The 24853-nt window shown below is 68.5% G+C and carries 21 protein-coding genes and 5 pseudogenes; 17 read left to right on the forward strand and 9 right to left on the reverse strand.

Annotated elements, in window-relative coordinates:
* Positions 1 to 20: 20 nt before the first annotated feature.
* Positions 21 to 941, forward strand: coding sequence for a haloalkane dehalogenase (locus ACHMW8_RS24635; protein ID WP_395444074.1), 921 nt, complete (start codon positions 21 to 23; stop codon positions 939 to 941).
* A complete protein-coding gene (locus ACHMW8_RS24640; protein ID WP_395444075.1) occupies positions 938 to 1354 on the forward strand; it encodes a DUF1330 domain-containing protein in 417 nt (138 codons plus the stop codon). The genes ACHMW8_RS24635 and ACHMW8_RS24640 overlap by 4 nt, the downstream gene beginning before the upstream one ends.
* Here the strand turns inward: ACHMW8_RS24640 and ACHMW8_RS24645 are convergent.
* The 3 genes and pseudogenes from ACHMW8_RS24645 to ACHMW8_RS24655 form a co-directional block, all read right to left on the reverse strand.
* Complete coding sequence (locus tag ACHMW8_RS24645; RefSeq protein ID WP_395444076.1) at positions 1351 to 2364, reverse strand: formylglycine-generating enzyme family protein; 1014 nt, start codon at positions 2362 to 2364, stop codon at positions 1351 to 1353. The genes ACHMW8_RS24640 and ACHMW8_RS24645 overlap by 4 nt on opposite strands.
* Positions 2352 to 3140, reverse strand: a pseudogene (locus ACHMW8_RS24650) (sulfatase-like hydrolase/transferase); the annotation flags it as partial. The gene ACHMW8_RS24645 and the pseudogene ACHMW8_RS24650, both read right to left, overlap by 13 nt.
* A 30-nt stretch (positions 3141 to 3170) precedes the next feature.
* Positions 3171 to 4004: a sulfatase-like hydrolase/transferase gene (locus tag ACHMW8_RS24655; RefSeq protein WP_395444077.1), complete on the reverse strand. Its 834-nt coding sequence runs from the start codon at positions 4002 to 4004 to the stop codon at positions 3171 to 3173.
* Between the two features lie 91 nt (positions 4005 to 4095).
* Here ACHMW8_RS24655 and ACHMW8_RS24660 point away from each other — a divergent pair, with 91 nt between their 5' ends.
* Positions 4096 to 5436, forward strand: coding sequence for a DsbA family protein (locus ACHMW8_RS24660; RefSeq protein WP_395444078.1), 1341 nt, complete (start codon positions 4096 to 4098; stop codon positions 5434 to 5436).
* Between the two features lie 47 nt (positions 5437 to 5483).
* On the opposite strand, the gene ACHMW8_RS24665 is transcribed toward ACHMW8_RS24660, so the two are convergent.
* On the reverse strand, positions 5484 to 5768 hold the full coding sequence (locus tag ACHMW8_RS24665; RefSeq protein WP_395444079.1) for a hypothetical protein: 285 nt from the start codon (positions 5766 to 5768) through the stop codon (positions 5484 to 5486).
* Positions 5769 to 6034: 266 nt separating this feature from the next.
* Between ACHMW8_RS24665 and lptC the strand changes: the two genes are divergently transcribed.
* The 7 genes and pseudogenes from lptC (at position 6035) to spt (ending at position 13336) form a co-directional block, all read left to right on the forward strand.
* Positions 6035 to 6667 carry an LPS export ABC transporter periplasmic protein LptC gene (lptC, locus tag ACHMW8_RS24670; RefSeq protein WP_395444080.1) on the forward strand — a complete coding sequence of 211 codons (633 nt, stop codon included), beginning with the start codon at positions 6035 to 6037 and terminating at the stop codon, positions 6665 to 6667.
* Position 6668: 1 nt separating this feature from the next.
* The gene (locus tag ACHMW8_RS24675; RefSeq protein WP_395444081.1) at positions 6669 to 7796 is read left to right on the forward strand and encodes a glycerophosphotransferase; all 1128 of its coding nucleotides are present in this window, start codon (positions 6669 to 6671) and stop codon (positions 7794 to 7796) included.
* Entirely contained in the window at positions 7793 to 9172 is a 1380-nt protein-coding gene (locus ACHMW8_RS24680) for a lipopolysaccharide biosynthesis protein (RefSeq protein WP_395444082.1), read from the forward strand. The genes ACHMW8_RS24675 and ACHMW8_RS24680 overlap by 4 nt, the downstream gene beginning before the upstream one ends.
* A complete protein-coding gene (locus tag ACHMW8_RS24685; protein ID WP_395444083.1) occupies positions 9135 to 10853 on the forward strand; it encodes a fatty acyl-AMP ligase in 1719 nt (572 codons plus the stop codon). The genes ACHMW8_RS24680 and ACHMW8_RS24685 overlap by 38 nt, the downstream gene beginning before the upstream one ends.
* Positions 10846 to 11789 (forward strand): annotated as a pseudogene (gene cerR / locus ACHMW8_RS24690) (ceramide reductase). The gene ACHMW8_RS24685 and the pseudogene cerR overlap by 8 nt, the downstream one beginning before the upstream one ends.
* Before the next feature lie 77 nt (positions 11790 to 11866).
* The gene (locus tag ACHMW8_RS24695) at positions 11867 to 12118 is read left to right on the forward strand and encodes an acyl carrier protein (protein ID WP_013079816.1); all 252 of its coding nucleotides are present in this window, start codon (positions 11867 to 11869) and stop codon (positions 12116 to 12118) included.
* Between the two features lie 3 nt (positions 12119 to 12121).
* On the forward strand, positions 12122 to 13336 hold the full coding sequence (gene spt, locus ACHMW8_RS24700; RefSeq protein WP_125157387.1) for a serine palmitoyltransferase: 1215 nt from the start codon (positions 12122 to 12124) through the stop codon (positions 13334 to 13336).
* A 61-nt stretch (positions 13337 to 13397) separates the two neighbouring features.
* Here the strand turns inward: spt and ACHMW8_RS24705 are convergent, their stop codons facing one another.
* From ACHMW8_RS24705 to ACHMW8_RS24715, 3 genes and pseudogenes are all read right to left on the reverse strand, one after another.
* Entirely contained in the window at positions 13398 to 14279 is an 882-nt protein-coding gene (locus ACHMW8_RS24705; protein ID WP_395444084.1) for a hypothetical protein, read from the reverse strand.
* Complete coding sequence (locus ACHMW8_RS24710) at positions 14276 to 15190, reverse strand: diacylglycerol kinase family protein (protein WP_125157385.1); 915 nt, start codon at positions 15188 to 15190, stop codon at positions 14276 to 14278. The genes ACHMW8_RS24705 and ACHMW8_RS24710 overlap by 4 nt, the downstream gene beginning before the upstream one ends.
* Positions 15187 to 16313: pseudogene (locus ACHMW8_RS24715) on the reverse strand (CDP-alcohol phosphatidyltransferase family protein). The gene ACHMW8_RS24710 and the pseudogene ACHMW8_RS24715 overlap by 4 nt, the downstream one beginning before the upstream one ends.
* Positions 16314 to 16402: 89 nt before the next feature.
* Here ACHMW8_RS24715 and ACHMW8_RS24720 point away from each other — a divergent pair.
* Entirely contained in the window at positions 16403 to 17317 is a 915-nt protein-coding gene (locus ACHMW8_RS24720; protein WP_395444085.1) for a metallophosphoesterase family protein, read from the forward strand.
* Here the strand turns inward: ACHMW8_RS24720 and ACHMW8_RS24725 are convergent.
* The gene (locus ACHMW8_RS24725; protein WP_395444086.1) at positions 17314 to 17811 is read right to left on the reverse strand and encodes a DUF2141 domain-containing protein; all 498 of its coding nucleotides are present in this window, start codon (positions 17809 to 17811) and stop codon (positions 17314 to 17316) included. The genes ACHMW8_RS24720 and ACHMW8_RS24725 overlap by 4 nt on opposite strands.
* Positions 17812 to 17873: 62 nt before the next feature.
* Here ACHMW8_RS24725 and ACHMW8_RS24730 point away from each other — a divergent pair, with 62 nt between their 5' ends.
* The 5 genes and pseudogenes from ACHMW8_RS24730 to ACHMW8_RS24750 all read left to right on the forward strand — a co-directional run bounded on the left by ACHMW8_RS24730 (position 17874) and on the right by ACHMW8_RS24750 (position 22528).
* Positions 17874 to 18311, forward strand: coding sequence for an HIT family protein (locus ACHMW8_RS24730; protein ID WP_395444087.1), 438 nt, complete (start codon positions 17874 to 17876; stop codon positions 18309 to 18311).
* Complete coding sequence (locus tag ACHMW8_RS24735) at positions 18308 to 19528, forward strand: LptF/LptG family permease (RefSeq protein ID WP_125157380.1); 1221 nt, start codon at positions 18308 to 18310, stop codon at positions 19526 to 19528. Before ACHMW8_RS24730 ends, ACHMW8_RS24735 begins: the two co-directional genes overlap by 4 nt.
* Positions 19525 to 20585, forward strand: a pseudogene (locus ACHMW8_RS24740) (LptF/LptG family permease). The gene ACHMW8_RS24735 and the pseudogene ACHMW8_RS24740 overlap by 4 nt, the downstream one beginning before the upstream one ends.
* A pseudogene (bcerS, locus tag ACHMW8_RS24745) lies at positions 20585 to 21740 on the forward strand (ceramide synthase). Before ACHMW8_RS24740 ends, bcerS begins: the two co-directional pseudogenes overlap by 1 nt.
* Positions 21644 to 22528, forward strand: coding sequence for a nucleotidyltransferase family protein (locus ACHMW8_RS24750; protein ID WP_395444088.1), 885 nt, complete (start codon positions 21644 to 21646; stop codon positions 22526 to 22528). Before bcerS ends, ACHMW8_RS24750 begins: the two are co-directional and overlap by 97 nt.
* Here the strand turns inward: ACHMW8_RS24750 and ACHMW8_RS24755 are convergent.
* Positions 22525 to 23289 (reverse strand): NTP transferase domain-containing protein, encoded by a 765-nt coding sequence (locus ACHMW8_RS24755; protein ID WP_125157376.1) that lies wholly within the window; start codon positions 23287 to 23289, stop codon positions 22525 to 22527. The genes ACHMW8_RS24750 and ACHMW8_RS24755 overlap by 4 nt on opposite strands.
* Positions 23290 to 23642: 353 nt before the next feature.
* Between ACHMW8_RS24755 and ACHMW8_RS24760 the strand changes: the two genes are divergently transcribed.
* Positions 23643 to 24845 carry a glycosyltransferase family 1 protein gene (locus ACHMW8_RS24760; RefSeq protein ID WP_233586606.1) on the forward strand — a complete coding sequence of 401 codons (1203 nt, stop codon included), beginning with the start codon at positions 23643 to 23645 and terminating at the stop codon, positions 24843 to 24845.
* Positions 24846 to 24853 lie beyond the last annotated feature (8 nt).

Below are 24853 nucleotides of genomic sequence, written 5' to 3' on the forward strand. Positions count from 1 at the left end.
CGGTATCGAGGGAGAACGGAATGGACGTGTTGCGCACGCCGGACGAACGGTTCGAGGGCTTGGTCGACTGGCCCTACGCGCCCCGTTACACGCCGGTGGTCGACGCCGACGGCACGCCGCTACGCATCCACCATGTCGACGAAGGCCCCAAGGACCAGAGGCCGATCCTGCTGATGCATGGCGAGCCGTCTTGGGCCTATCTGTACCGCAAGGTCATCGCCGACCTGTCGGCGCGCGGGCGCCGGGCGATCGCGCCGGACCTGGTGGGCTTTGGCCGCTCGGACAAGCCGGCCTCGCGCGAGGACTACACCTATGAACGGCACGTGGCCTGGATGAGCGACTGGCTGGTCCGCAACGAACTGACCGACATCGTCCTGTTCTGCCAGGACTGGGGCGGGCTGATCGGCCTGCGCCTGGTGGCGGCCTTCCCCGAGCGGTTCGCCGCCGTCGTCGTCTCCAACACGGGCCTGCCGGTCGGTTCGGGCAAGAGCGAGGGTTTCGAGGCCTGGCTGAACTTCAGCCAGAACGTTCCGGAACTGCCGATCGGCTTCATCCTCAACGGCGGCACGGCGCGCGATCTCTCCGACGCCGAGCGCGCGGCCTATGACGCCCCCTTCCCCGACGAGACCTACAAGGAAGGCGCGCGGATCTTTCCAGCCCTGGTGCCGATCACGCCCGAGCACGCCTCGGTGGCCGAGAACAAGGCCGCGTGGGCTGTGCTGGAAACCTTCGACAAACCCTTCATCACCGCCTTCAGCGACGCCGACCCGATCACCCGCGGCGGCGAGGCGGTGTTCCAGTCCCGCGTGCCGGGCGCCAAGACCGCCGCCCACACCACGCTGAAGGGCGGCCACTTCGTGCAGGAAGACAGCCCCGGCGAGATCGCCACCCTGCTCGATGGCCTTGTCGCTAGCCTGCCGCGAAAGGAGTTCGCCGAATGAACGTCGTCAATCACGTCTTTCCCTCGCCCGAACAGTTCCAGGCGTTCTTCGGCAGCGCCGAGGACGGACCGTTCGTGATGGTCAACCTGCTGAAGTTCCGCGAGAAGGCCGCCTATGAGGACGGCTCCGAGCCCGAGCTGAGCGGCCGCGAGGCCTATAACCGCTATGGCGTCGAGGTCGCCAAGCTGGTCAAGGCGCTGGGCGGCCAGATCCGCTATAGCGGAGCGGTCACCGGCCTGATGATCGGCGAGATCGAGGAAATGTGGGACGCCGTGGCCCTGGCCGAATACCCGTCCCTGGCCGCCTTCCAGAAGATGGCCCTGTCGCCAGAGATGCACGCCATCGAACACCACCGCAAGGCGGGCCTGGCGGGACAGCTGAACATCCGCACCAAGCCGGGTCCGGGCGTCTAGGGCTCGCGGTAAACCGTCCTGAACCCGATGTGAGACGCCCCGCCGTCTGGCGGTCCGGATGTGCGGGCCGCCGGGCGGTAGCGGAAGCAGTAGTCGTCGGCGCACAGGAACGAACCGCCCTTTATCACGTGCTTGGGCGTGTTCGGCTCGTCGGGGTCGAGGGCGCGGATTTCGGGCGGACCGCCGGCCTCGATGACGCTGGCGACCTCCAGGCCCGGCCTGAACCAGTCCCCGGTCCACTCCCAGACATTGCCGGCCATGTCGACGAGTCCATAGCCATCGGGCGGATAGCAGCCGACCGGCGCAGCCCGCGCCTTGTAGCCGTCGCTGCCCAGATCCTGGGCCGGGAAGACGCCCTGCCAGGTATTGGCGCGCGGATGCCGCGGATCAGCCGGCTGGTCGCCCCAGGTATAGCGTTTGCCCACGAGGCCGCCGCGCGCGGCGTATTCCCATTCGGCCTCGGTCGGCAGATCGCGCCCCAGCCACCGGGCGTAGGCCATGGCGTCCTCCCAGGCGATGTGGACCACGGGCCAGGCCTCGCGGCCCTTGATCGTCGAGCGCGGTCCCTCCGGATGCCGCCAGTCCGCGCCGGGAATGACCCGCCACCATTGCGAGGGATCGTCCGACCTCGCCCCCTTCGCCCCCACGAAGACGAGCGAGGCCGGACGCCGCTGCGCCGCCGACAGCTGGGCGTAGCGCGCGGGATCGAGCGGTCGTTCGGCCAGGGTGCGGTAGCCCGTGGCGTCGACGAACCGCGCGAAGGCGGCGTTGGTGACTTCCGTGCGGTCGATCCAGAACGGCGCGACCTTGACCGTCCGCGGAGGCCCCTCCTCCGGCCGCAGCGGCGCCGCGCCCATGGCGAAGTCGCCGCCCGCGATGCGGACCATGCCGGCCGTGCGGTGCGCGGGGTCGGCGATGGGTGGGTCGGTCAGGCAGGCCTTCGGCGCCGGCTTGCCGCAGCCCGCCAGCGCCAGGAGCATGAGGAAAGGAACGGCCCTCAATTGTCCCAATAAACGTACTCGTCGCTGGCCTTGGCCTTCTGGCCGCCCGGATGGTCGATATAGAAGGCGCCCGAGACCAGCGAGGGCCAGGCGGGCTTGACCATCTGACTGTCCAGTTGGGCCAGCGTCGCCTGCATCTCCTTGAGCTTGTCCGGCCGGGTCTTTGACAGGTCGTGTCGCTCGGTCGGGTCGGTGTTGAGGTCGAACAGCCAGGCCTTGTTCGGCTCCTGGGCCACCTGCAGCTTCCAGCCGCCGGCCATCACCGTCTTGTAGCGGCCCGAGCGCCAGTACATGGCCTTGTGCGGGTCGCCGCTGGCCTTGCCCTTGACGAACGGCACGAGGTCGACGCCGTCGATCACGCGGTCTTTCGGCGGAGTCGCGCCGGCCGCGCCCGCGGCCGTGGCGAAGATGTCCACGTGGCCGACCGGACTGCGATAGACCGCGCCCGCCGGCAGTTGGCCCGGCCAGCGCAGCAGGAACGGCACGTGGATGCCGCCTTCGAAGAAAGTCGCCTTCCAGCCGCGATACGGCCGGTTGATGTCGGGCAGGCCGATATAGTTGGCGCCGCCGTTGTCGGAGGTGAAGATCACCAGGGTGTTGTCGTCCAGCCCCTTGTCCTTCAGCGCCTGCAACACCCGGCCGATGTTGCGGTCCAGGTTGCGGACCATGGCGCCATAGACGCGCAGGCGGTGATCCTTGATCTGCGGCAGGGCGTCGTAGTCGGCCTTGGGCGCCTGCAGGGCGTGTGGACCGCGTTGTAGGCGAGGTACATGAAGAACGGCCGGTTCTTGTTGGCGTCGATCGACTTGATCGCCTCATCCGTCAGGTAGTCGGTCATGTAGGTCGACGGGTGGAACATCTTCGAGCCGTTGTACTGCACGGCGAACGGCAGGGCGCCCCACAGGAACTTGTCGATCGGATCCCAGTCCTGGCGCGAACTCCTCGACGGACGGGTCGCCGACCGGCGCGAACAGAGAGGCGCCGGCCATGAAGCCCAGGCTCTCGTCGAAGCCCTGGTCCTCGGGCCGTGAGCCCTTGACCCCGCCAAGGTGCCACTTGCCCAGGTGGACGGTATGATAGCCGCGGGTCTTCAGCGCCTCGGCGATGGTGATCTCGGTCGAGGGCACGGCCTCGGTGCTGTCGTCCTTCGGCGTGTTCTTCACCTCGTCCTTGTTGAAGTGCGAGGGGTGCAGCGAGTCGCCTTGATGGCCGCCGACGACGCGCGAGAAGGCCACGGGGGTGGGCGTGAACTCGAAGCCGAAGCGGGTGGCGTACCGGCCGGTCATGATCGCCGCGCGCGACGGGGCGCAGGTGGCGTTGCCGCTGTAGCCGTTGGCGAAGGTGACGCCCTGATGGGCGATCGAGTCGATGGCCGGGGTCGGCACGGCGCCGTTCGCGACGCCGCCGCCATTCAGAGTGACGTCGTTGTAGCCAAGGTCGTCGGCCAGGATGAACACCACGTTCGGCGGCCGCTGGCCCGCCGGCGGCGCGACCGGGCCCTGCGCCCAGGTCACCGCGTGATTGGCCTCGATCTTCGGCTGCTTGGCGCGCGCGAGCATGATGATCAGGTCGAAGCGGAAATGCCAGGCCGCCGCGCCGGCCGCGACCAGCAGCACGACAATCCCCGAGAACACCTTCCAGGCCTTCATGAGCGCCTCCCTCTTATCGTTCGTCGGAGCATATATTGACATTCACCGTGCCGCTAGATGTCATGCGCCCGACAGTTGGGAGGCCGTCGCCATGTCCATGCGCACCCTGATCATGCGAAGCGTGACCACCGCCCTGACCAGCCCGGCGCGTCGCCGAATGGCGCGCGACCTGGCCGCCGCATCCGCCCAGCTTCGCGGGGAGAGTCCGACCGTCCGCTATTTCCACCAGGCCGACGATCCCTATTCGCACCTGGCCGTGCAAATGCTGCCGCGCCTGCGCGCTCGTTATGGCGTCGAGATCGATCCCTATCTGGTCCCGCCGCCGGAGGACTCGGCCGCGCCCGACCGCGAGCGCCTGCGCGCCTACGGCCTGCGCGACGCCGCCCGCCTGGCGCGGGCCAGGGGCATGGGCTTCCCCGCCGACGCTCAACTGCCCTCGGCCGAGGACGTGCGCCAGTTACAGACTGTTCTGGCTGACGCGATCGAGCGCGGAGCGTTCGAGGAGATCGCCTCGGCGGCCGGCGCCGCCCTGTGGTCGGGCGACACCAAGACCCTGGCCGGCATGGCCGCCTGGGCCAGCGGCCAGGACCCGGACCTCTGCGACGACCTCCTGACCTTCAGCCAGCGGCGACGCACGCAGCTGGGGCATTATCTGGGCGGCATGTTCCACTTCGAGGGCGAGTGGTTCTGGGGCGTCGATCGCCTGGGTCACCTCGAGGCCCGGCTCGCGGCGCGCGGCCTCGATCGCGAACCCGGAACCCCGCGGCTGGGCCCAGCCCTGGAGCCGACCCTGCTGGCGGCGCCCGGCGCGATCAGGCCGACGATCGAGGCCTGGTTCTCGTTCCGCAGTCCCTATTCCTGGCTGGTCCTGCCGCGCATCCGCGACCTGGCCCGGGCCCATGGCGCGGATCTGCAGCTGCGGCCGATCCTGCCGATGGTGATGCGCGGTCTGGCCGTGCCCCGCGAGAAGACCCTGTACATCACCCTGGACTGCAAGCGCGAAGCCGAGCGCCTGGGCCTGCCCTTCGGCAAGATCGTCGATCCCGTCGGGGCCGGCGCCGAGCGGGCGCTGGCGGTGCTGCACCACGCGATCGACCTTGGCCTGGGCGAGGAATTCGCCGAGTCGGGCCTGAAGGCCGCCTTCGCCGACGGCATGGCCCTGGCCGAGGATCGCGGCCTCTACGCCGCCGCCCGCCGGGCTGGCCTCAACGACGCCCAGACCGCGACGGCCCTGGCCGACGACAGCTGGCGCGACCGCGCCGAGGTCAACCGCGCCGCGCTGCTGGACGCCGGTCTCTGGGGCGCGCCAACCTTCCGGGTGCGGGGGTGCCAGGCGCACTGGGGCCAGGACCGGCTCTGGATGCTGGAAGACGATCTCCGCGCGGCGACTGCGCCGACAAAGGCCCATGCGTCGAACGGTTCGTCCGGATAGATCGAAGGCCCCTTCGCGACTCGCCAAGCTCGCTCCGGCCGCGGATCTCAAGCGCTCCAGGCGGCGGCCACACTGGCCGAGTTGGTCAGGATCGCGGTGTTCAGGTCCAAGATTCTGAGCGCCCGATCATCGTGGAACAGCGAATCGTTCCAGGCGCCAATCTGCTCGAACTCGACCTTGCAGGCCTCGACCACGATGTTCAGTCCGCCCCGGCCGCCGCTGATGTGATTCAACGCGGCGATCATCTTGGCGGCGGGCGCCGGGTTTTGCGGCAGCGCGTACGCCGTGATCCAGCCGCAGACGTTCGTCACCGCGTCGGCGACGCCGGCCATACCACGAAACCCAACACCGACTGGTCGGCCGCCATGTCGGAAGTGCGATTCTAAGCGTGGAGGCGGTCCAGAACGGACGTGCGCGAGACGCGATCCAATCCCCATCAGCCACCGGCGGGTTGTCATCCCGGGCTTCGCCGCCCCGACAACGCACTTGACGCAACGTCCGCCGACGCCATCTGCACGGCGCTTACCCGCGCCAGGACCGCGCACCGGAAAACAAAGGTCTTGGGCGAATGACAACGTGGGACTATCCATTCTCCCAAATGCTCACCCAGACCGATGGCGTTTCCGCCGTCCCTCCCACCGAAAGCGCGGCTGAACGCGCCCGCAACCGCCGCCGCAAGCCGGTCCGGCGGCTGCGCTTCGCCTTGGCCGTGTTCGCCATCGGCGTCGCCGTCGCCGTGATCGTCCAGGCGTCGTGGAACACCTTCGCCTCGAGCAAGCTGCAGACCCAGACCGCCGCCTCGCCCCTGGTGCTGGACAAGCCGCGCTTTACCGGCGTGCTCAAGGACGGCCGTCCGTTCCTGATCACCGCGGCGAGCGCCGAGCGTGACCCCAAGGACGAGAATCTGGTCCACCTGGTCTCGCCCGTCCTGGTGCGTGGCTACGGCCAGCCCAATCCCAGCCAGGCGGTGGCCAAGATCGGCCTCTATCGCGAGGCCGAGAACACCCTGCTGCTGACCGACGACGTCAAGATCACCAGCGCCGAGGGATATGACTTCGACGCCCCTCGCGCCTTGATCAACATGAAGACGGGCGAGGTCAGCGGCGACGCCGGCATCTCGGGCAGCGGCCCCAAGGGCAGCACGCAGGCCAACGCCTACAACGTCACCGACAAGGGCGACCGCGTGGTGCTGAAGGGCCGCGTCCATACCCGGCTGGAGCGTCAGCGCTGACGTGGCCGCCGCCAAACGCGTCTGCTTTCTCTACATCGCGCAACACCATCAGGTCTGGCACAGCCTGTCGGTGGCCGTCGCCATGGCCAGGCGCTGGCCGGCCATCAAGGTGGAGATCGCCGCGACCACGCCCGAGCTGCTCGACTATGTCTCCGGCCTGCTCGCCGAGTTGGGCGGCGCCGCGATCGAGCTCGTCCTGCTGCCTCCGGCCTGGTTGCGCCGCTTCGGCGGCGGCGGCGCGCCGCCCAAGGCGCTGATGCTGATCGCCAACGCCCGGCGCCTGTCCCGCTACGACGCGGTGATCACCCCCGAACGCACCACCGCCCTGCTTCGCCGGCTGGGCGTGCGCCACCCGCTGCTGGTCTACACCCAGCACGGCGCCGGCGACCGGGAAGGCCCGTTCGAGCCGCGCCTGAAGCTGTTCGACCTGGTCATGGCGGCCGGCCGCAAGCAGCGCGACCGCATGCTGCAGGAGGGCTGGGTCACCGAAGACACGTGCGTCATGGTCGGTTACCCCAAGTTCGACCTGGTCGATGATCTGCCCCAGCGCGCGGCCCCGCGGTTCGACCAGCCGGGTCCGGTGGTGCTGTACAATCCGCACTTCCACGCCACGCTGGGCTCCTGGCCCAAGTGGGGCCGGCAGGTGATGGAATTCTTCGCGGCCAACGACCGCTACAACCTGATCTTCGCGCCGCATATCCGCCTGTTCGAGACCGCCTCGACCGAGGAGCGCGCCGCGTTCAAGGCCTTCGCCGAGCATCCGCGCATCCACGTCGACCTGGGTGGTCCGGCCGCGGCGGACATGACCTACACCAAGGCGGCCGACCTCTATCTGGGGGACGTCTCCAGCCAGGTCTACGAGTTCCTGCGCACGCCCAAGCCGTGCCTGTTCCTCAATTCCAGCCAGGCAACCTGGTGCGGCGATCCCAGCTTCCATCACTGGCTGTACGGGCCAGTGCTGGAGAACATCGAACGGCTGGGCGAGGCGCTCGACCAGGCCTTCGCCACCCACGAAAACTATCGCGAAGCCCAGGTGTGGGGCATCGAGGAGACGTTCGACATCACGAACGTTCCGGGCTCGGTCCGGGCCGCGCGCGCCATCGTCGACAAGCTGGAGCGCAAGGCATGACCGACGCGCCTCCCGCCCCCCCGAACCCGCTGAAGCATGTCCTGCGCAACGCCGGCGAACTGCTGAGCGGCCGGATCGTCAACGCCATCGTCGGCCTGGCCTATATCGCCCTCACCGCCCGGAGCCTGGGCAAGGAGGCGATGGGCGTGGTCGTGCTGATCAACGCCTTCGCGCAGTTCCTGGGCGAGGTGGCGCACTTCCAGTCGTGGCAGACCCTGATCACCTACGGCACGACACCGGCCCTGGAGAACGATCGACCCAAGTTTCACCAGGTGCTGCGTCTGTCGCTGCTGCTGGACCTGATCAGCGGCATGCTGGGCGTCGCTCTCGGCGTGCTGGGCTCCTGGTTCTTCTGGCGCGAACTGAACTGGCCGGCGGGCATGAGCGGCTATGGCGCGCTGTACGCCCTGTCGATCGGGGTGATGACCTCGGCCACGGGCGTTGGCCTGCTCCGCCTGTTCGATCGCTTCCGCTACCTGGCGGGCCAACAGGCGGTGAGTTCGTTCGTTCGGATGATCGGCTGCGGGATCTGCGCCCTGGCCGGCGCCGAGATTCAATGGTTCCTGGCGGCCTGGGCGGCCGGCACCTTCGTCTCGTTCTTCTACATCGCCGCCATCGCGGCCTGGGACCTGAACCAGCGCGGCCTGCTGAAGGGCTTCAAGATGATGGGGCCGACCTCAAGGGGCCTGCCGGGCGTCTGGCGCTTCGCCATCGCCACCAACTTCTCGAGCACGATCGACGTCGGATTCACCCACGTGCTGACCCTGGTGGTCGGCGCCATGCTGGGCCCGGTCCAGGCGGCCTACTGGCGGATCGGCAAGCAGGTGGCCGACGGCATGGCCAAGCCGGCGCGCCTGATGGTCCCGGCCCTCTATCCCGAGCTGGCCAAGATGCGCGCCACCGGCGGGCGGCAGGCCATGACCAAGCTGGCGCTGCAGATCGGCCTGATCGGCGGCGGCGCGGCCGCCGCGCTGCTCCTGGTCAGCCTGGTCGCCGGCAGGTGGATCCTCGAGGTCGTGATGGGCAAGGCGTTCGGCGCGGCCGCGGGGGTCATGAACTGGCAGGTGGCCGCGGCGGCCATCGCCATCTTGTCCCTGCCTCTGGAGCCGATGCTCGTGTCCATGCGCGCCGCCGGCGCGGCCTTGGCCGTACGCCTCGTGGTTGTTATCGCTTACCTCGCGGCGCTCGGACCGCTGATCAAGACCTTCGGCCTGACCGGCGCGGGCGCCGCTCTGGTTGCGTCCGCTTTGGCGATGGCCGTGGGCATGTATTTCATGGCGCGTCACAGGCTCGCCCGACTCGCGGCGGAGGAAGGCTCCGCGCGCACCGACAAAGACGATGAAAGACTATCTTATGATCACCCCCACGGCGTCTGAGCGTACTGTCCGGTTCGCCGACTTCCCGACCCTGACCCAGGCCCTCGATTTCGCCGCGACCGGCGAGACCGGGGTCAATCTGTATTCGCTGCGCGGCGAACTGGTCGAGGCGATCCCCTACGCCAAGCTGCGCGAGGACGCGCTCGTCCTGGCCCGACGCCTGTTGGCCACGGGCGCCAAGGTCGGCGACAGCGTGGCCCTGCTGGCCGAGACCGACGCCGACTTCGTGCGCGCCTTTTTCGCCTGCCAGTACGCGGGCCTGCTGCCCGCGCCGATGGCGCTGCCAACCCCGCTGGGCGGCCGCGAGGCCTATATCGAGCAGATCAAGAACCTGGCCCTGTCGGCCAAGGCCAAGATCCTGATCGGCCCGAACGGCCTGAAGGACTGGGTGGCCGAGATCGGCGAACGCGCGGGCCTCGAATTCGCCGGCGTCCTGGCCGACCTGCCCGATGACGGCGGCGCGGCGCTGCCGACCATCACCCCGGAAGATCCCTGCTATCTGCAGTTCTCGTCGGGCAGCACCCGCACGCCGACGGGCGTCCTGGTCCGCCACAAGGCCCTGATGGCCAACTGCGTGGCCATCACCCGCGATGGCCTGCAGGTCAGGCCGGAAGACCGCGCCATCTCGTGGCTGCCGCTGTATCACGACATGGGCCTGATCGGCTTCCTGCTCAGCCCGCTCAGCTGCCAGATGTCGGTAGACCTGTTGCCGACCGGCGCGTTCGTGCGCCGTCCGCTGCTGTGGATCGACCTGATCGGTCGCAACAAGGCGACGATCGCCTATAGCCCGACCTTCGGCTACGAGCTGTGTGCGCGCCGCGTGCAGGGCCAGCCGCTCGACGCCTACGACCTCAGCCACTGGCGCAGCGCCGGTCTGGGCGGCGACATGATCCGCATGCCGCCGCTGAAGGCCTTCGTCGAGGCGTTCGGCCCGGCCGGCTTCTCGCCCAAGGCGTTCGTGGCCAGCTATGGCATGGCCGAGGCGACCCTCGCCCTATCGATGGCCCCGCTGGGCAAGGGACTGCGCGCCGAGACCCTGGATGTCGAGCGCCTGGAACGTGACAACCTGGCCGTCGGCGCCCCGGAAGGCTCGGACCGCGCCCGCGACTTCGCCCGCTGCGGCCCCGCCCTGCCCGATCACTTCCTGGAGGTCCGTGACGAGGCCGGCGCCGTCCTGCCCGAGCGCGGCGTCGGCCGTATCTTCGCCAAGGGCCCATCGGTGATGAGCGGCTACTTCGCCAATCCGGAAGAGACCGCCCGCGTGCTGTCGGCCGACGGCTGGCTGGACACCGGCGACATCGGCTTCAAGATCGAGGGCGAGATCGTCATCACGGGCCGCGCCAAGGACCTGATCATCCTCAACGGCCGCAACATCTGGCCGCAAGATCTTGAATGGACGGCGGATCACGAGATCGACGGTCTGCGCAGCGGCGACGTCTGCGCCTTCTCGATCCCCGCCGAGCCGGAAGACCAGATCGTGGTGCTGGTCCAGGCCCGCGGCGGCGACGCCGACACCCGCGCCGCCCTGGTCGAGCGGGTCTCCACCCTGCTGCGCACCCGCCACGGCGTCGAGGCCAAGGTGAAACTGGTCGGCGCCCACGCGCTGCCCCAGACCTCGTCGGGCAAGCTGAGCCGCTCGAAGGCCAAGACCGCGTACCTGGCCGGCGCTTACGGTGACTAGATCCGTCGTCGCGGTCACCGGCGCCACGGGTTTCCTGGGCCGTCACCTGGTCCGCGCCCTGGCCCAGGACGGCTGGACGCCCCGCGTCCTTGTCCGCCGCGACCCGATCCATCCGCTCTGGCGCGATCTCGATGTCGAGATTGTCGTCGGCGACCTGAAGACCCCCGGGGCGCTCGACCGCCTGTGCCGGGCGCCGAGGTCGTGATCCACGTGGCCGGCCTGATCAAGGCCGCCTCGCTGGACGGCTTCAACGTGGTCAATCGCGACGGAGCCCGCGCCGCCGCCCAGGCCGCCCAGGCCGCCGGAGCCCGGTTCATCCTGGTCTCCAGCCTCGCCGCGCGCGAACCGCGTCTGTCGAACTACGGCGCCAGCAAGCGCGCGGGCGAGGACGCGGTGCGCGAGACCAGCCCCAGCGCCCTGATCGTGCGTCCGCCGGCCATCTATGGCCCGGGCGACACCGAGACCCTGGCGCTGTTCGAACTGGCGGCCAAGAGCCCGGTGCTGCCGGTGCTGTCGCCAGACTCACGGATCGCCATGATCCACGTCCAGGACGCCGCGGCCAAGCTCGTCGCCTTCTGCCGCAGGCCCGTTTCGGGCCTTGTAGAGCTCTCCGATGTGCGGCGCGACGGTTACACTTGGTCAGAAATCATGACCGCCGCCGCCCGGGTGATGAACCGCGCGCCCCGACTGGTCAGGTTGCCCGATAACGCGCTCCTGCTGGCTGGAACCCTAGCGGATGCTTGGTCTTTCGCCTCAAACAACCCCTCGGTGTTCGGTTTAGGCAAGGCCAGGGAGTTGCTTCACAACGATTGGTCCCTATCTAGCGCTCCGATGGCGGAGGGAGTACCCAGCGTATTCGGCCTGATCGACGGCTTCTTGCACACCGTCGCTTGGTATCGAGAACAGGGGTGGTTACCTAAAAACGTCGCCGCCTAGTTCAAATATGGCGGAAATCTGACAGACTCGCCGTTACAGTAGTGTCACGGGTGGGGCTCCCGGAGGTTTGGTTTAGAATGGAAACGGTTACGGATCTCAGCTTGCGCGAGATCGGGGTGGCGGCGAGCAAGGTTCTGGGACGACCCGTAGAGGTTCGTGCAGAGTCGCATATCGGTCGCGATCTCGCCGTGGACTCCCTGGCCCTGATGAACATCATCATGGAGCTGGAAGACACCTTCGACATCTCCATTCCTCTCGATCGCCTGGCCTCTGTCGAGACCGCCGGCGACCTTTCCAAACTGATCAATGATCTCCGGACTAGGGCTTAACTAATGGGGCTATTCGATAAGCACCTGGCCTATCGCGATGCGTACAAGGCCATCCAGAGCGCCGGCGCCGACCCGTTCAAGGTTCGCTTCGACGCCGTGACCTCGCCGACCGAAGGCGTCGTCGAGGGGCGTCCGACGATCCTGCTGGGCACCAACAACTATCTGGGCCTGACCTTCGACGAGGAGGCGATCGCCGCTTCGGTCAAAGCTGTGCAGGAACGCGGCACGGGCACCACCGGTTCCCGCATCGCCAACGGTTCGTTCGAGGCGCACGTCGAGCTCGAGCAGGAACTGGCCAAGTTCTACGGCCGCAAGCACGCCATGGTCTTCACGACCGGCTACCAGGCCAATCTGGGCGTGCTGTCGACCCTGGTGGGTCGCGGCGACCACCTGATCCTCGACGCCGACAGCCACGCCTCGATCTATGACGGCTCGCGTCTGGGCCACGCCGAGGTCATCCGCTTCCGCCACAACGACCCCGAGGACCTGGCCAAGCGCCTGCGTCGCCTGGGCGATGCGCCGGGCGAGCGCCTGATCGTGGTCGAAGGCGTCTATTCGATGATCGGCGACGTCGCGCCGCTGAAGGAAATCGCCGCCGTGAAGCGCGAGCTGGGCGGCTATCTGCTGGTCGACGAGGCCCACTCGATGGGCGTGCTGGGCGCGACGGGCCGCGGCCTGGCCGAGGCGGCTGGCGTGGAAGACGACGTCGACTTCATCGTCGGCACCTTCTCCAAGAGCCTGGGCGCCATCGGCGGCTTCTGCGTCTCGAACCTGGACGACTTCGACGTCATGCGCGTCGTCTGCCGTCCGTACATGTTCACCGCCTCGCTGCCGCCGGCCGTGGTCGCCTCGACCATCACCGCCCTGCGTCGCATGATCGAACAGCCGGAGCTGCGCGACCGCCTGAACCGCAACGCCAAGCGCTTGTACGACGGCCTGACCGCCATGGGCTTCCACACCGGCCCGACGGCCAGCCCGGTGGTCGCCACGACCATTCCGGACCAGGAACGCGCCATCGCCATGTGGAACGCCCTGCTGCAGGCTGGCGTCTACCTGAACCTGGCCCTGCCGCCCGCCACGCCGGACAGCCGTCCGCTGCTGCGCGCCAGCGTCAGCGCCGCCCACACCGACGAGCAGATCGACGCCGTCCTGGGCGCCTTCGCCGAAATCGGCGCGGCCCTTGGCGTCATCGAGCCTCTGAAGCGCGCTCGCGCCTAAGATTTCTGCATCGCTGAACGAAGGCGCCCGGGCTTACACCCGGGCGTCCTTTTTTGTGGCTTCAAGCCGCCCTGCGACGGCTCTTCCAGACCTTCAGCAGCACGGCGGGCGCGGCCAGGATGGGATGGCGCTCGCGCCAGGGCGTGACCTCGATGGGCACGCCGGTGTGACGCTCGATCTTCCAGGCGGCGTAGCGCGCCGCGCCCTGGAAGGTGAAGGACGCCTTCATCAGCCGCGCGGCGTTCAGCGGCTTGCCCAACAGCTTGCGCGGCCGCCAGTCGCGACGCACGCGGGCGCGCTCGGCCTCATCCATCGCCCGGCCCTCGTCACGCCAGACGGCTTCCATGACGTGGTCGTAGCGCTGGGGGTCGAAGGTCAGGATCGAGACCTCCCGGCCGGCCTTCTCGACCCGCAGTTCGGCCTTGTAGGTCTCGCGGAACAAGGCGGTCCACAGGTCGCGCGGCGTCCCGTCGACCGGCCCCAGGGCGCGGGCGTAGCGAGCCGCCGTACGGCAGGCGTCGGTCACTGCGTCGATCACCGTCTCGCGCGCGCCTTCCCCCGCCCAGATCAGCGCGCAGGGCTGCACGAAGCGGGCCCAGATGGTGGTGTCGTGGCCCCCGCCGCTGGCGGCCCTGCGGAATTGGTTCAGGGTCATCGAGGCCACCTTGGCTCGCAGAACCCGCCCCTCGTGCTCGAACTCGTGATAGCTGACGTCCGGCCACAGGATGCGGGTGAAGAGGCCGCGCCATCCGGCCGGCGGCCGCTCGGTCAGGACGTAGTAGTCGAGCACGCCCGAGAGATCGCCCGTCCGCAGGATGGAGCCGTAGAACAGCACGGCTTGGGCGCCCGGAAAGATCGTCGTCAGGCGCTCGGCGAAGGCGGTGATCGGCGCGGGGGTCGGCGTGGAGAGCTCGGCCGCGACGAGGTCGCGAAGGCTGCTCATCCGACGAGGAACCGCAAGGACGGCCCGAGGCCAATGGTCAGGTCGCCGCCTTCGTAGACCTCGCCGTCCAGCACGAAGGGCGCGCCGCCGGCCAGGCTGATCAGGCGCGGGTCGCGGCGGCGATAGCCGAGGCCTTCCAGGGCCGGTTCGGCCTTGCCGCTCAGCACCATCGGCAGGGCTTTCATGAGCCGTCGCGGCGGGGCGTCGACGTCCAGGAGCTTCAGGCCCTCGCGCGGCGCGCCAAAGGGCTTGAGGCCGAACGGCAGGCGCTTCAGGGCCGTGGCCACGATGGCGAAGCGCTCGTCGCCCGGTTGATCCTGGCCGTCGATGGCCAGCCTGGCCGGCACGCCCTCGCGCCACTCGTCCTTGGCCCCGCCGAACAGCGCGCCCAGGGTGGCGCTCAGGATGGTCACGGCCACGGCCAAGTTATGGAAGAAGCCGACCTTGTGGGCCTTCTGGGCCAGGTTGGTCGCCTTGACCATGGCCCCGACCCCGAAAAAGAAGCCCTGCAGGCACGGCCGGCCGTCGGCCCAGCTGACCCGCAGCGGCGGCCGCTCCTTGATGCGCGGATCGGCCTGACGGGCGGCGATCAGGACTTCCTCCAACCGCCAGTCGCTGGGGGCCCCCAGGTCGATGGCCAGGACGTTGGTCTTGCCCGACGGCAACACCGCCAGCAGCGGCAAATCCTCGCCGAAGGTGTGCGGCAGCAGGCTGATGACGTCGCGCACCGTGCCGTCGCCGCCGTCGATGATCAGCAGGTCGAGGCCCTCGCGGGCGAAGTTTTCGAGTTCCGCTCTCAGGGCGTCACGGCCAAGGGGCTCGACCAGCCGCACGCCCTCGGGCGGCGGACCGGGCGGATGCGCCCGGTTGCCGTGGCTCTTTGGATTGCGAACAACCCCGATGCGCGTCATTTCGACAGCCAAGACTGGATTGAGCCCTTCGGCGCGGCCAGACCCTGAGAATCTGAACGGCGTGCATGATCAAGCACACCGCGGTCCAGATAGCCACAAGGGTGAAGCCGATGTCCGGCCTGCCCGCGAGGGCGCAGGCCGTCAGCAGGATCAGGTTGGGGTTCCGACGCGCGGTGATCAGGCGGAAGAAGCTGTCGAACGGGCGCCAAGCGTGCACCTCGAGCTTGAAGAGGGCGAGAAAGATCCCCTCCTCTACGCGCTGCAGCACATAGCCGGCGATGACAATGGCCAGGCTCAGGCCCGCGTAGGGGATCTCCTGGCCGATCGCGTAGACGCCGACGAACCAGGCCCACCACCAGAACGGCGGGTGCAGCAGGTCGATGCCGTGATCGAAGACGTTGCCCCACTTGGACGAGGTCAGGGTCACCCGGGCCAGCTTGCCGTCGACGGTGTCGAGGAAGGTCATGATCCAGGCGCAGACCAGGCCCCAGCCGAAGTGGCCGGTCCAGAACAGGTACATGGCCGCCAGCACCAGCAGGAAGCCGATGCCGGTCACCTGGTTGGGGGTCATCTTGGCGATGGCGGCCCAGCGGGTGACGATACGGGCCGGCGCGGGCCAGACATACTTGGTGACGAGGTCTGTGACGCCCTTGTACGAGCCCTGGAACAGGCGCTTCTCGACGGCGCGCACGGTTTGCGGCGTCAGGCGCTCCAGCACCGGCGGCTCGCGCTTGCGCAGGGCGCTGTTGTAGGCTGAACCCAGTTCCAACGCGGTCAAGCGCGTCAGGCGCGGATCCAGGCCGGTAGGGTCCTGCCCGGCCGCCAAAGCCTCGGTGGCGGCATAGCCGAGCTCGGCCGGGGCATGGACGGCGACGGCGCGACCGGAATCGTCGACCAGCACCGCGCCCTCGCGGCCCGCCAGCGCCTTGATCAACGACTCATCGAACACCCAGCCCGCGTCGACCGCCACGACGGCGCTCGAGAGGTCGACGACCGGCGTCTCGACCAATCCGAGGCGACGATAGATGCGCGACAGGCGCTCGGCCGAGGTCATGCCCCAGATGCGCCCGCCGCTTTCACCGACGGTCAGAGCGCGCGGCCCCGCGCCAGCTCCGTTTTGCATTTCACCGGTCAAAGACAGATATACCCCTTGAATCTCGAGCCGATTGATAAGCAGCTTCGGCTGCTTCGACCAGAACGACCCGAACCGTCTTGTCCATATATCGCATCGCCCACCTCTCCGACCCCCACCTGCCGCCGCCGCGAGGCGCGTTCGGGTGGAAGGACGTCTTCACCAAGCGGCTGCTGAGCCGCATCGCCTGGCGCAAGAAGCGCAAGGTCCACCGGCCCGAAGTGCTGGCGGCCCTGGTCGCCGACGTGAAGGCCGCCGGCCCCGATCATGTGGTGATCAGCGGCGATCTCACCAACTTTGCTTCGCATACGGAGATCGCGGCGGCGACGAAGTGGCTGGAATCCCTGGGACCGGCTAGCGACTGCACCGTCAGCCCCGGCAATCACGACGCCCTCTCCGACAAAGGCCGGGCCGGCGCGGGCGGCGGCGAACGCTTCGCGCCCTGGACGCCCTGGCTGGGCGACGCGGACGAGGTTCAATTCCCGCAGGTGCGCGTGCGCGGCCCCGTGGCGATCTTCAATCTGTGCTCGGCCGTGCCGACCGCGCCGCACCTGGCCACTGGCCGCCTGGGCGAGGATCAGCTTCAGCGGTTGGACAAGGCCCTGGCCGATCCGGCCTACAAGGATCTCTTCCGCCTCGTCGTCCTGCACCACCCGCCGCACAAGGGCGCGGTGTCGAAGCGCAAATCGCTGGACGATCAGGAGGCCCTGCGCGCGCTACTGGCCAAGCATGGCGCCGACCTCGTCCTGCACGGCCATGCCCACGAGACAATCATCGGATCGGTGCCAGGCCCAAGGGACTCGGCGATCCCTGTTCTGGGCGTGCCCTCGGCCTCATCGGGACGGGGCGGCCATTCGCCGGCCCGCTGGCTTGTGATCGAGGTCGAAGCCAAGCCCCAGGGCGGCCACAACGCCCGGATCGTCGTGCGAGGCGTGGAGGCCGACGGCGACGGGCTTTCGGAGCTGGGTCGCTACAGCCTGGCCGATGTCGCCTAGCGCGGGTAGCGCACCTTGACCCGGATCGTCGTCTCGCCCGTCTTCACGCCGAAGCGCACCGCGTCGAACGAGGGAAAGGCGAACTTCGTCGGGGCGTCGTTGGAAAAGCCGTAGCCTTCGAGCGGCATGCCCTGCGGCCCGCGATCGAGCTCCTTGTTGGCGTTGGCGTCGTGATAGACCTCCACCGCATAGGCGTCGCTGGGCGACGGCAGCCAGAAACAGGCCTGGCTCATCGGCGCAGAGGTTCTGACCCGCGCCCGCTCCACCTTGCCGCGCGGGGCCAGGAAACGGCTCGGATCGCCCGGATAGACCGTGATCACCACCTCGCCGGCGTTCGACCGCAACGCCCCGACCTGCACGTTCAGGCGCGTGGCGCTCTTGCGGCCGACGCACTCCTTGTCCGTCAGGGGCCGAGCCACGCCTTCGGCCCGAACGATCCCCGCCGTCGCGGACGCCAACAACATCGCGCCGACGAGAACGGAACATGCTTTCATCTAAAACGCCGCATCCCTATTGTTACGTGCGGGCGACATCAGCCCGAAGTTCCGGCTTTCTCATGACCAATCCCACAGCTCTGGCGTTCGGCTATCCCGGCTCCAAGATCGCGGAGACCGATCACTGGTTGATTCTGGTCCGTCCGAAGCAACCGACATTTGGGTCTTTGGTCCTGGTGTGCAAGGAAACAGTCCAGGCGTTCTCCGAGGTGAGTCCCGCCGCCTTCGCCGACCTGCAAGTCGCCGTGGCGGGCATTGAGCGCCTTCTGAAGGCGCAAGTCGACTACGAGAAGATCAACTACCTGATGCTGATGATGGTCGACAAGGACGTCCACTTCCACGTGCTGCCCCGCTATGAGGGCGCGCGCGAGCACGAGGGACAGAGCTTCCCCGACGCCGGCTGGCCCGCCGCCCCGGCCCTGGGAAACGCCGTGGCGCTTTCGAGCGAGGGCGTCGAGCGCCTGGCGCAGCGCTTCGCCGATGCTTGGGTCCAAGCGTGAGCGCCAAGGAATTGACCATCGGCCCGGTGAGGCTGATCGACCGCTATCTCTTGCGCCTGCTGTTCTGGCCGCTGGTCGGGTGCCTGGGCGTCACGGTCGTGGCGCTGCTGCTGGAGCGCGTCCTGCGCCTGCTGGACGCCCTGTCTCAAAGCAGCGCCCGCTTCGGCTATGTCGCCCAATTGGCCGCCAACCTTGTACCGCACTATCTGGGCCTGGCCCTGCCGGTCGCGTTCTTCGTGGCGTTGTTCATCGTCATCACCAAGCTGTCGGACGGCTCTGAGATCGACGCCCTGCTGGCCAGCGGCCAGTCGCTGGAGCGCATCGCCGCGCCGTTCCTGGCCGTCGGCCTGTTCCTCAGCGTCTTCAGCCTGATCGTGTTCGGCTACATGCAGCCCTATAGCCGCTACGCCTATCGCGCGGTGATGCACGCGGCGATCAACGCCGGCTGGAACGGACGCCTGGCGGGCGGGGCCTTCATCGACGACAAGGGCTCGCTGATGACCGCCGACAGCGCCGACGTCGCCGGCCAGCGCCTGACGCGGGTCTTCATCCGCCGCCTGGACGCGCGCGGCCAGGAGGAGATCATCACCGCCGCCCAGGCCGACCTGAAGATGGATCCGGGCGGCAAGACCATCACCATGGACCTAAAGGACGGCCGCCGTATCGCGCGTGACTCCGCTGGCGACTACCGCAACCTGGCTTTCAGCAGCCTGACCACCCAGACCCCCCTCAGCGCCGCGGCGGTGCTGCTGCGCGCCCGAGGCGGCGACGAGCGCGAGCTGACCCTGGGCGAGCTCTACAGACAGTCCAAACTGCCCAATCCGATCGTTCCCAAGGCCACGCTGCTGAGCGAACTCTACGGCCGCCTGGCCCGCGCGGCGTTCCTGCCGTTCCTGCCGATGCTGGCCTTCCCGCTGGGCCTGGCCTCCAAGCGCGGCAACCGCGCGCCGGGCCTTGTCATGGCAGGCGTCCTGCTGCTGGCCTTCCAGCATTCGCTGCTCCTGGGCCAGAGCATGGCCTCGTCCGGCAAGTTGCCGACCATCCCAGCCATCTGGGTTCCGTTTGCGATCTTCGCGGGCCTCGGCGTCTGGCTGTTCATGGGCAGCCGCACCCGTCCGGGCGACACGCCGGTCTCGCGCACCGTGCGCCGCATCAACAAGCTGGTCACGCGCGTCGTCCGCCTCCTCCCCCTGCCGAAAAAGCGACAAGCCGCATGAGACTGCAGCTCTACGTCCTGAAGACGGTCGCCACCCGTATCCTCGGCGCGGCCCTGATCCTGATGTCGATCCTGCAGATCCTGGATCTGCTGGACGTAACCAACGACATCCTCGACCGCGGCCTGGGGATGTCGGGCGTGGCCTACTACGCCTTCATGCGCCTGCCGCGCCTGTTCGAGCAGATCGCCCCGATCGCCGTGCTGGCCGGCGGCCTGTTCGCCTTCTCGCAGCTGGCCCGTGAAAGCGCCATCGTCGCCATGCGCGCCACGGGCGTCTCGGGTTACCGCATCATCGGCATGGCCATGCCCGCGGCCATCTTCGTGATGCTGCTGGACGCTCTCTGCGGCCAATACCTGGCGCCCGCGCCGATCCGGCCCTGGCCGACTGGTGGAAGAACACGACCCCCGTGGCGGAGCGCAAGGTTCCCGCCCCGCGCACCTTCCGCGCGGGGTCCGACCTGGTCATCGGGGCCACGGCCACCGCCGACGGCCGCGAGATGGACAATGTCACCATCTTCCGCCGCGATCCCAAGGGCATCCTGGTCGAGAAGGTCGAGGCTCAGAAAGCCCTCTACGCCAACGATCGCTGGACGCTGGAACAGCCGAAAACCACCCGCTTCTCCGGTGACCTGGCCCAGACCTCGACCGCGGCCTCGACCACGTGGCCCGCCGCGCTGAAGCCGCGCGACGTCCAGAGCCTGTTCGGCGACGACGCCGTGCCCACCGCCGCCTCCGCCAAGCGGGCCTTGCAGAACGGCAGCTCGGACCGGCCCGAGAGCTTCTACCGCACCCACTTCCACGCGGCCTTCGCCGGCCCGTTCGTGACGCTGGTCATGCTGCTGCTGAGCGCGCCCGTCGCCCTGGCCAATTTCCGCAGCGGCCAGGGGGCCGTCCTGCTGACCGCCGGTCTGGGCGCGGGCCTCTTCTTCCTGGTGGCCAACGGCATGCTGACCGCTCTGGGCGAATCCGGCGCGCTGGCCCCGTTCCTGGCCGTCTGGGCCGCGCCTGCGATCTTCGGCGCCCTCGCCATCCGCACATTCCTGGCCCTGGAGGGGTGATGCCTTTCGATTCCGCCAACGCCGACCTCACGGTCATTCCGGTCAAGACGCCCCGGGAGCTGAAGCGCTTCATCGCCCTGCCCGCCCGCCTGAACGCCAAGGATCCCAACTGGATCACGCCGCTGTTCATGGAGCGCGCGGAGGCCCTGTCGCCCAAGACCAATCCCTTCTTCGCCCACGCCGAGGTCCAGCTGTTCCTGGCCACGCGCGGCGGTCGCGACGTGGGCCGGATCAGCGCCCAGATCGACCACCTGACGCCGCAGCCGACGCCGGGCCGCCTGGACGGCCACTTCGGCATGATCGCGGCCGAGGACGACTCGGCAGTGTTCGAGGTGCTGTTCCGCGCCGCCGAGGACTGGCTGCGCGCGCGTGGCCGCACTCACGCGGTCGGCCCGTTCAACCTGTCGATCAACGAGGAAGTCGGCCTGCTGGTCGAGGGCTTCGACACCCCGCCGATGATCCTGATGGGCCACGACCCGGCCTATGCCGGCAAGCGCGTTCGAGGAACAGGGCTACGCCAAGGCTCAGGACCTGTTCGCCTATCGCGCCGACGAGAGCGGCGATATTCCCGAGATCGCCCAGCGCCGCGTCAAGCGCGGCCTGCCCGCCGGAGTCGTGCTGCGCCAACTGGACATGAAGCGCTACGACGCGGAGGTCCAGACCCTGACGGACATCCTCAACGACGCGTGGTCGGACAACTGGGGCTTCACCCCCACCACGGAGGCCGAGACCGCTCAGCTGGGCAAGGCGCTCAAGCAAGTGATCGACAAGCGCCTGATCTGGTTCGCCGAGATCGACGGCGAGGCCGCCGGCGTCGTGGTCTTCCTGCCCAACATCAACGAGGCCATCGCCGACCTGGGCGGCAAGCTCTTGCCGTTCGGCTGGGCCAAGCTCCTCTGGCGACTGAAGGTCAAGGGCGTGAAGTCGGCGCGCATCCCGCTGATGGGCGTGAAGAGGAAGTTCGCCAGCACCCAGCGTGGCCGCATGCTGCCCTTCTGGATGATGAAGGCCAGCCGCGATATGGCGATGAGCCTTGGCTACAATCGCTACGAGATCTCGTGGGTGCTGGAGGCCAACAAGGCCATGACCCACATCGCCGAGAACGTCGGCGGCACGCACTACAAGACCTATCGCGTCTACGAGAAAGCACTGTGAACCAGGCTCCTGGCGGCGGCTTCAAGGTCCTGGTCCTGGCCGGCTCGCGCGGCGGCGAGGTCGATCCGGTCGCCGCCTATGCCGGCGTCGGCCACAAGGCCCTGATCATGCTGGAGGGCAAGACCCTGCTGAGCCGCGTGCTGGGTGCGATCGAGGCCGCCGGCCCCGAAAGCGTCGGCGTCGCGGCCAATGACGAGGCGATCAAGACGGCCTTGGCGGGCGCCAGTGTCGTGGTGCTGCCCACCGCCGCGGGGCCCAGCCAGAGCGTCGAGAACGCCGCGCATCGGCTCGGCTTCCCGTTGGTGGTGACCACGGTCGACCACGCCCTGCTCAAGCCCGAGTGGATCACCCAGTTCCTGGCCGATACCCCGGACTGGGCCGACGTCGCCGTGCTGCTGGCCCCCGAGGACCGCGTGCGGGCCGCCGCGCCGCGGACCAAGCGGACCTATCTGCGCTTCCAGGACGGCCGCTATTCGGGCTGCAATCTCTTCCTGCTGCGTAACGAGAACGCTCTCAACGTCGTCCACGTCTGGCGCAAGGTCGAGGCGCTGCGCAAGCAGCCCTGGAAGATCGCCGCCATGCTGGGGCCCGGCTTCCTGATCCGCTACCTGCTGAACTGGCTGACCCTGGACGAGGCCGTGCTGAAGCTAGGCAAGCTGGCCAACGTCAAGGCGGCCGCCGTGCGCGCCCACGACGGCCTGGCGGCGGTCGATGTCGACAAGCCGTCGGATCTGGACTTGGTGCGCGAGCTGGTGGGCGAGACCTCGCCCACCACGGCCGAGGCCTAAGCCGAAACCGTTTCCTTCGCCGCCCACTCGGCGGTCAGGGCGCGGTTGCGCACCAGGTCTTCGGGGAAGTCCATCTCGGCCCACTCCAGGCCCTGGATCGAGCGCACGCGGACCACATCGTGGGCCTGGGCGATCTCGTTGATCACGCTGAGATACCAGCGCTTCAGGCCTTCCGGCGTGCGCATGATCCTTTCCAGCGTCTCGATGAAAAGGGCCGAGCCCTCGGCGTCGAAGCGCAGGAAGCCGATCGATTCAGCATCGTACGCGGTGATCGTCTTTCCGATGGCGCGCAGGGCGTCGCCCTCGGTCAGGACCTTCATGTCGTCGCTGTCATAGACGCCGTCGGCCTTGCGATCGACCGTCACGGTGATCGGGGCGGCCGGCGCGCTGATCAGACGCTCGGCGATGGCCGGCTCGAACAGGGTGTCGCCATTGAGGATCATGAACGGCCCGCCGCGCATCTCCTCGCGCGCCAGCCAGCAGGTCGCGAGGTTGTCGGTCACGCTGTAGAAGGGGTTGTAGAGCGTACGAACGCTCATGCCCGGAAACCGCAAGCGCGCGACCTCGGCCTCGACCAGATCGGCGCGGAAACCGGTGACGACCACCGCCTCGGTGACGCCCGCCCGATGCAGGTGGCGCAGCTGCCATTCCAGCACCGTACGGCCGGCCAGCTCGACCAGGCACTTGGGCCGGTCGTCGGTCAGGGGCGACAGGCGCTTGCCCTGACCGGCGCTGAGAATGAGGGTCTTGACCGGCTGCATGACGTTTCGGGATCTCGCTGGAAATCGGGGCGGGGCGGCCCCTTTAGGAATCGTTGGACCGCCCACCTCGCGGCCCCGGGCGCATAACTGAGCACGAACCAGCCCCACGGCAAGTCCGAGCGGACCGCCAAAAGCCGATCATGGCGTCGCGGCGCAAGCCCCCGCGCGCGTTTTTCCAAGACCGCGCTCCCAAGGACACGCCTTGGGAGGTGTAACCCAGACGCTACAGTGAACCTACCGTGCACGGAAAAGGACGTCTTTCGCCCCTTCCGGAAACTGAACCATTCCACCATATGACCATTGTCATATTCGGAGGCGGGCGGGGCTTCGAAGATGTAACCAACGGAGGCGTCGTGCTGCTCGCGGAAAGACCTTTTCATCAGCCCGCAGAGGAAAAATCCGCCGAAGGCCTGCGTCTGGCGCTGTTTTCCGGGAACTACAATTACACGCGTGACGGCTCGAACCAGGCCCTCAACCGCCTGTCCGCCTATCTGATCAGTCACGGCGCCGAGGTTCGCGTCTACTCGCCCACCACCGATACGCCAGCGTTCGAACCGGCCGGTGAACTGGTGTCCGCGCCATCGATCGCGATTCCGGGGCGCGGCGAGTATCGCCTGGCGCTGGGCCTGAACCGCGCGCTGCGCGCCGACCTGGCCGACTTCCGCCCGACCGCCGTCCATCTGTCCGCGCCCGACCTCCTGGGTAACCAGGCCGGAAAATGGGGCCGCAAGATGGGCCTGCCGGTCGTGGCCAGCCTGCACACCCGGTTCGAGACCTACCTGTCGTACTACGGCCTCGATTGGCTACGCCCCACCGCCGAGCGCTATCTGGACAGGTTCTATCGCGGGTGCGACCGCGTGTTGGCCCCCAACGCGCCGATCGCGGAGCTGCTTCGCGAGCAGGGCCTGGGCGAGCGCGTGCGCGTCTGGGGCCGGGGCGTCGACCGTGATCGGTTCTCGCCCGCGCGCCGCGACCTGGACTGGCGTCGCTCGATGGGTGTCGACGACAACGAGATCGTCGTCGCGTTCCTGGGCCGCCTGGTCATGGAGAAGGGCCTGGACGTCCTCTGCGAGACGCTCGTCCGGCTGCGCGGTCAACCGATCCGCCCCCTGATCATCGGCGAAGGCCCGGCCCGCGCCTTCGTGGAAGAACGCCTGCCCGAGGCTATCCTGACCGGCCACCTGGACGGCGCCGCGCTGGGCCGCGCGGTCTCCAGCGCTGACATCCTGTTCAACCCCAGCCTGACCGAAGCTTTCGGCAACGCCAGCCTGGAGGGCATGGCCGCGGGCCTGGCCGTGGTCTGCCCCCGCGCGCCCAGCACCAGCGCCCTGATCGCCGATGGTCAGGACGGCGTACTGGCCGCCAGCGCCGACGCGCAGACCTATGCCGCGGCGATCCAGAGCCTGATCTCCGAACCCCTGCGCCGGGTGCGCCTGGGCCGCGCCGCCCGCCGGACCAGCGCCCGCTATGACTGGAACGCCATTTGCGGCGAGGTGCTGGACGTCTATCGCGAACTGGGCGTGACCGCCGACCGACGCGCGCGCTCCGCCGCATGACGGCGGAT

Origin of the sequence: Caulobacter sp. UC70_42, assembly GCF_044056025.1 — a bacterium.
In the GTDB taxonomy this organism is placed as follows: Bacteria; Pseudomonadota; Alphaproteobacteria; order Caulobacterales; family Caulobacteraceae; genus Caulobacter.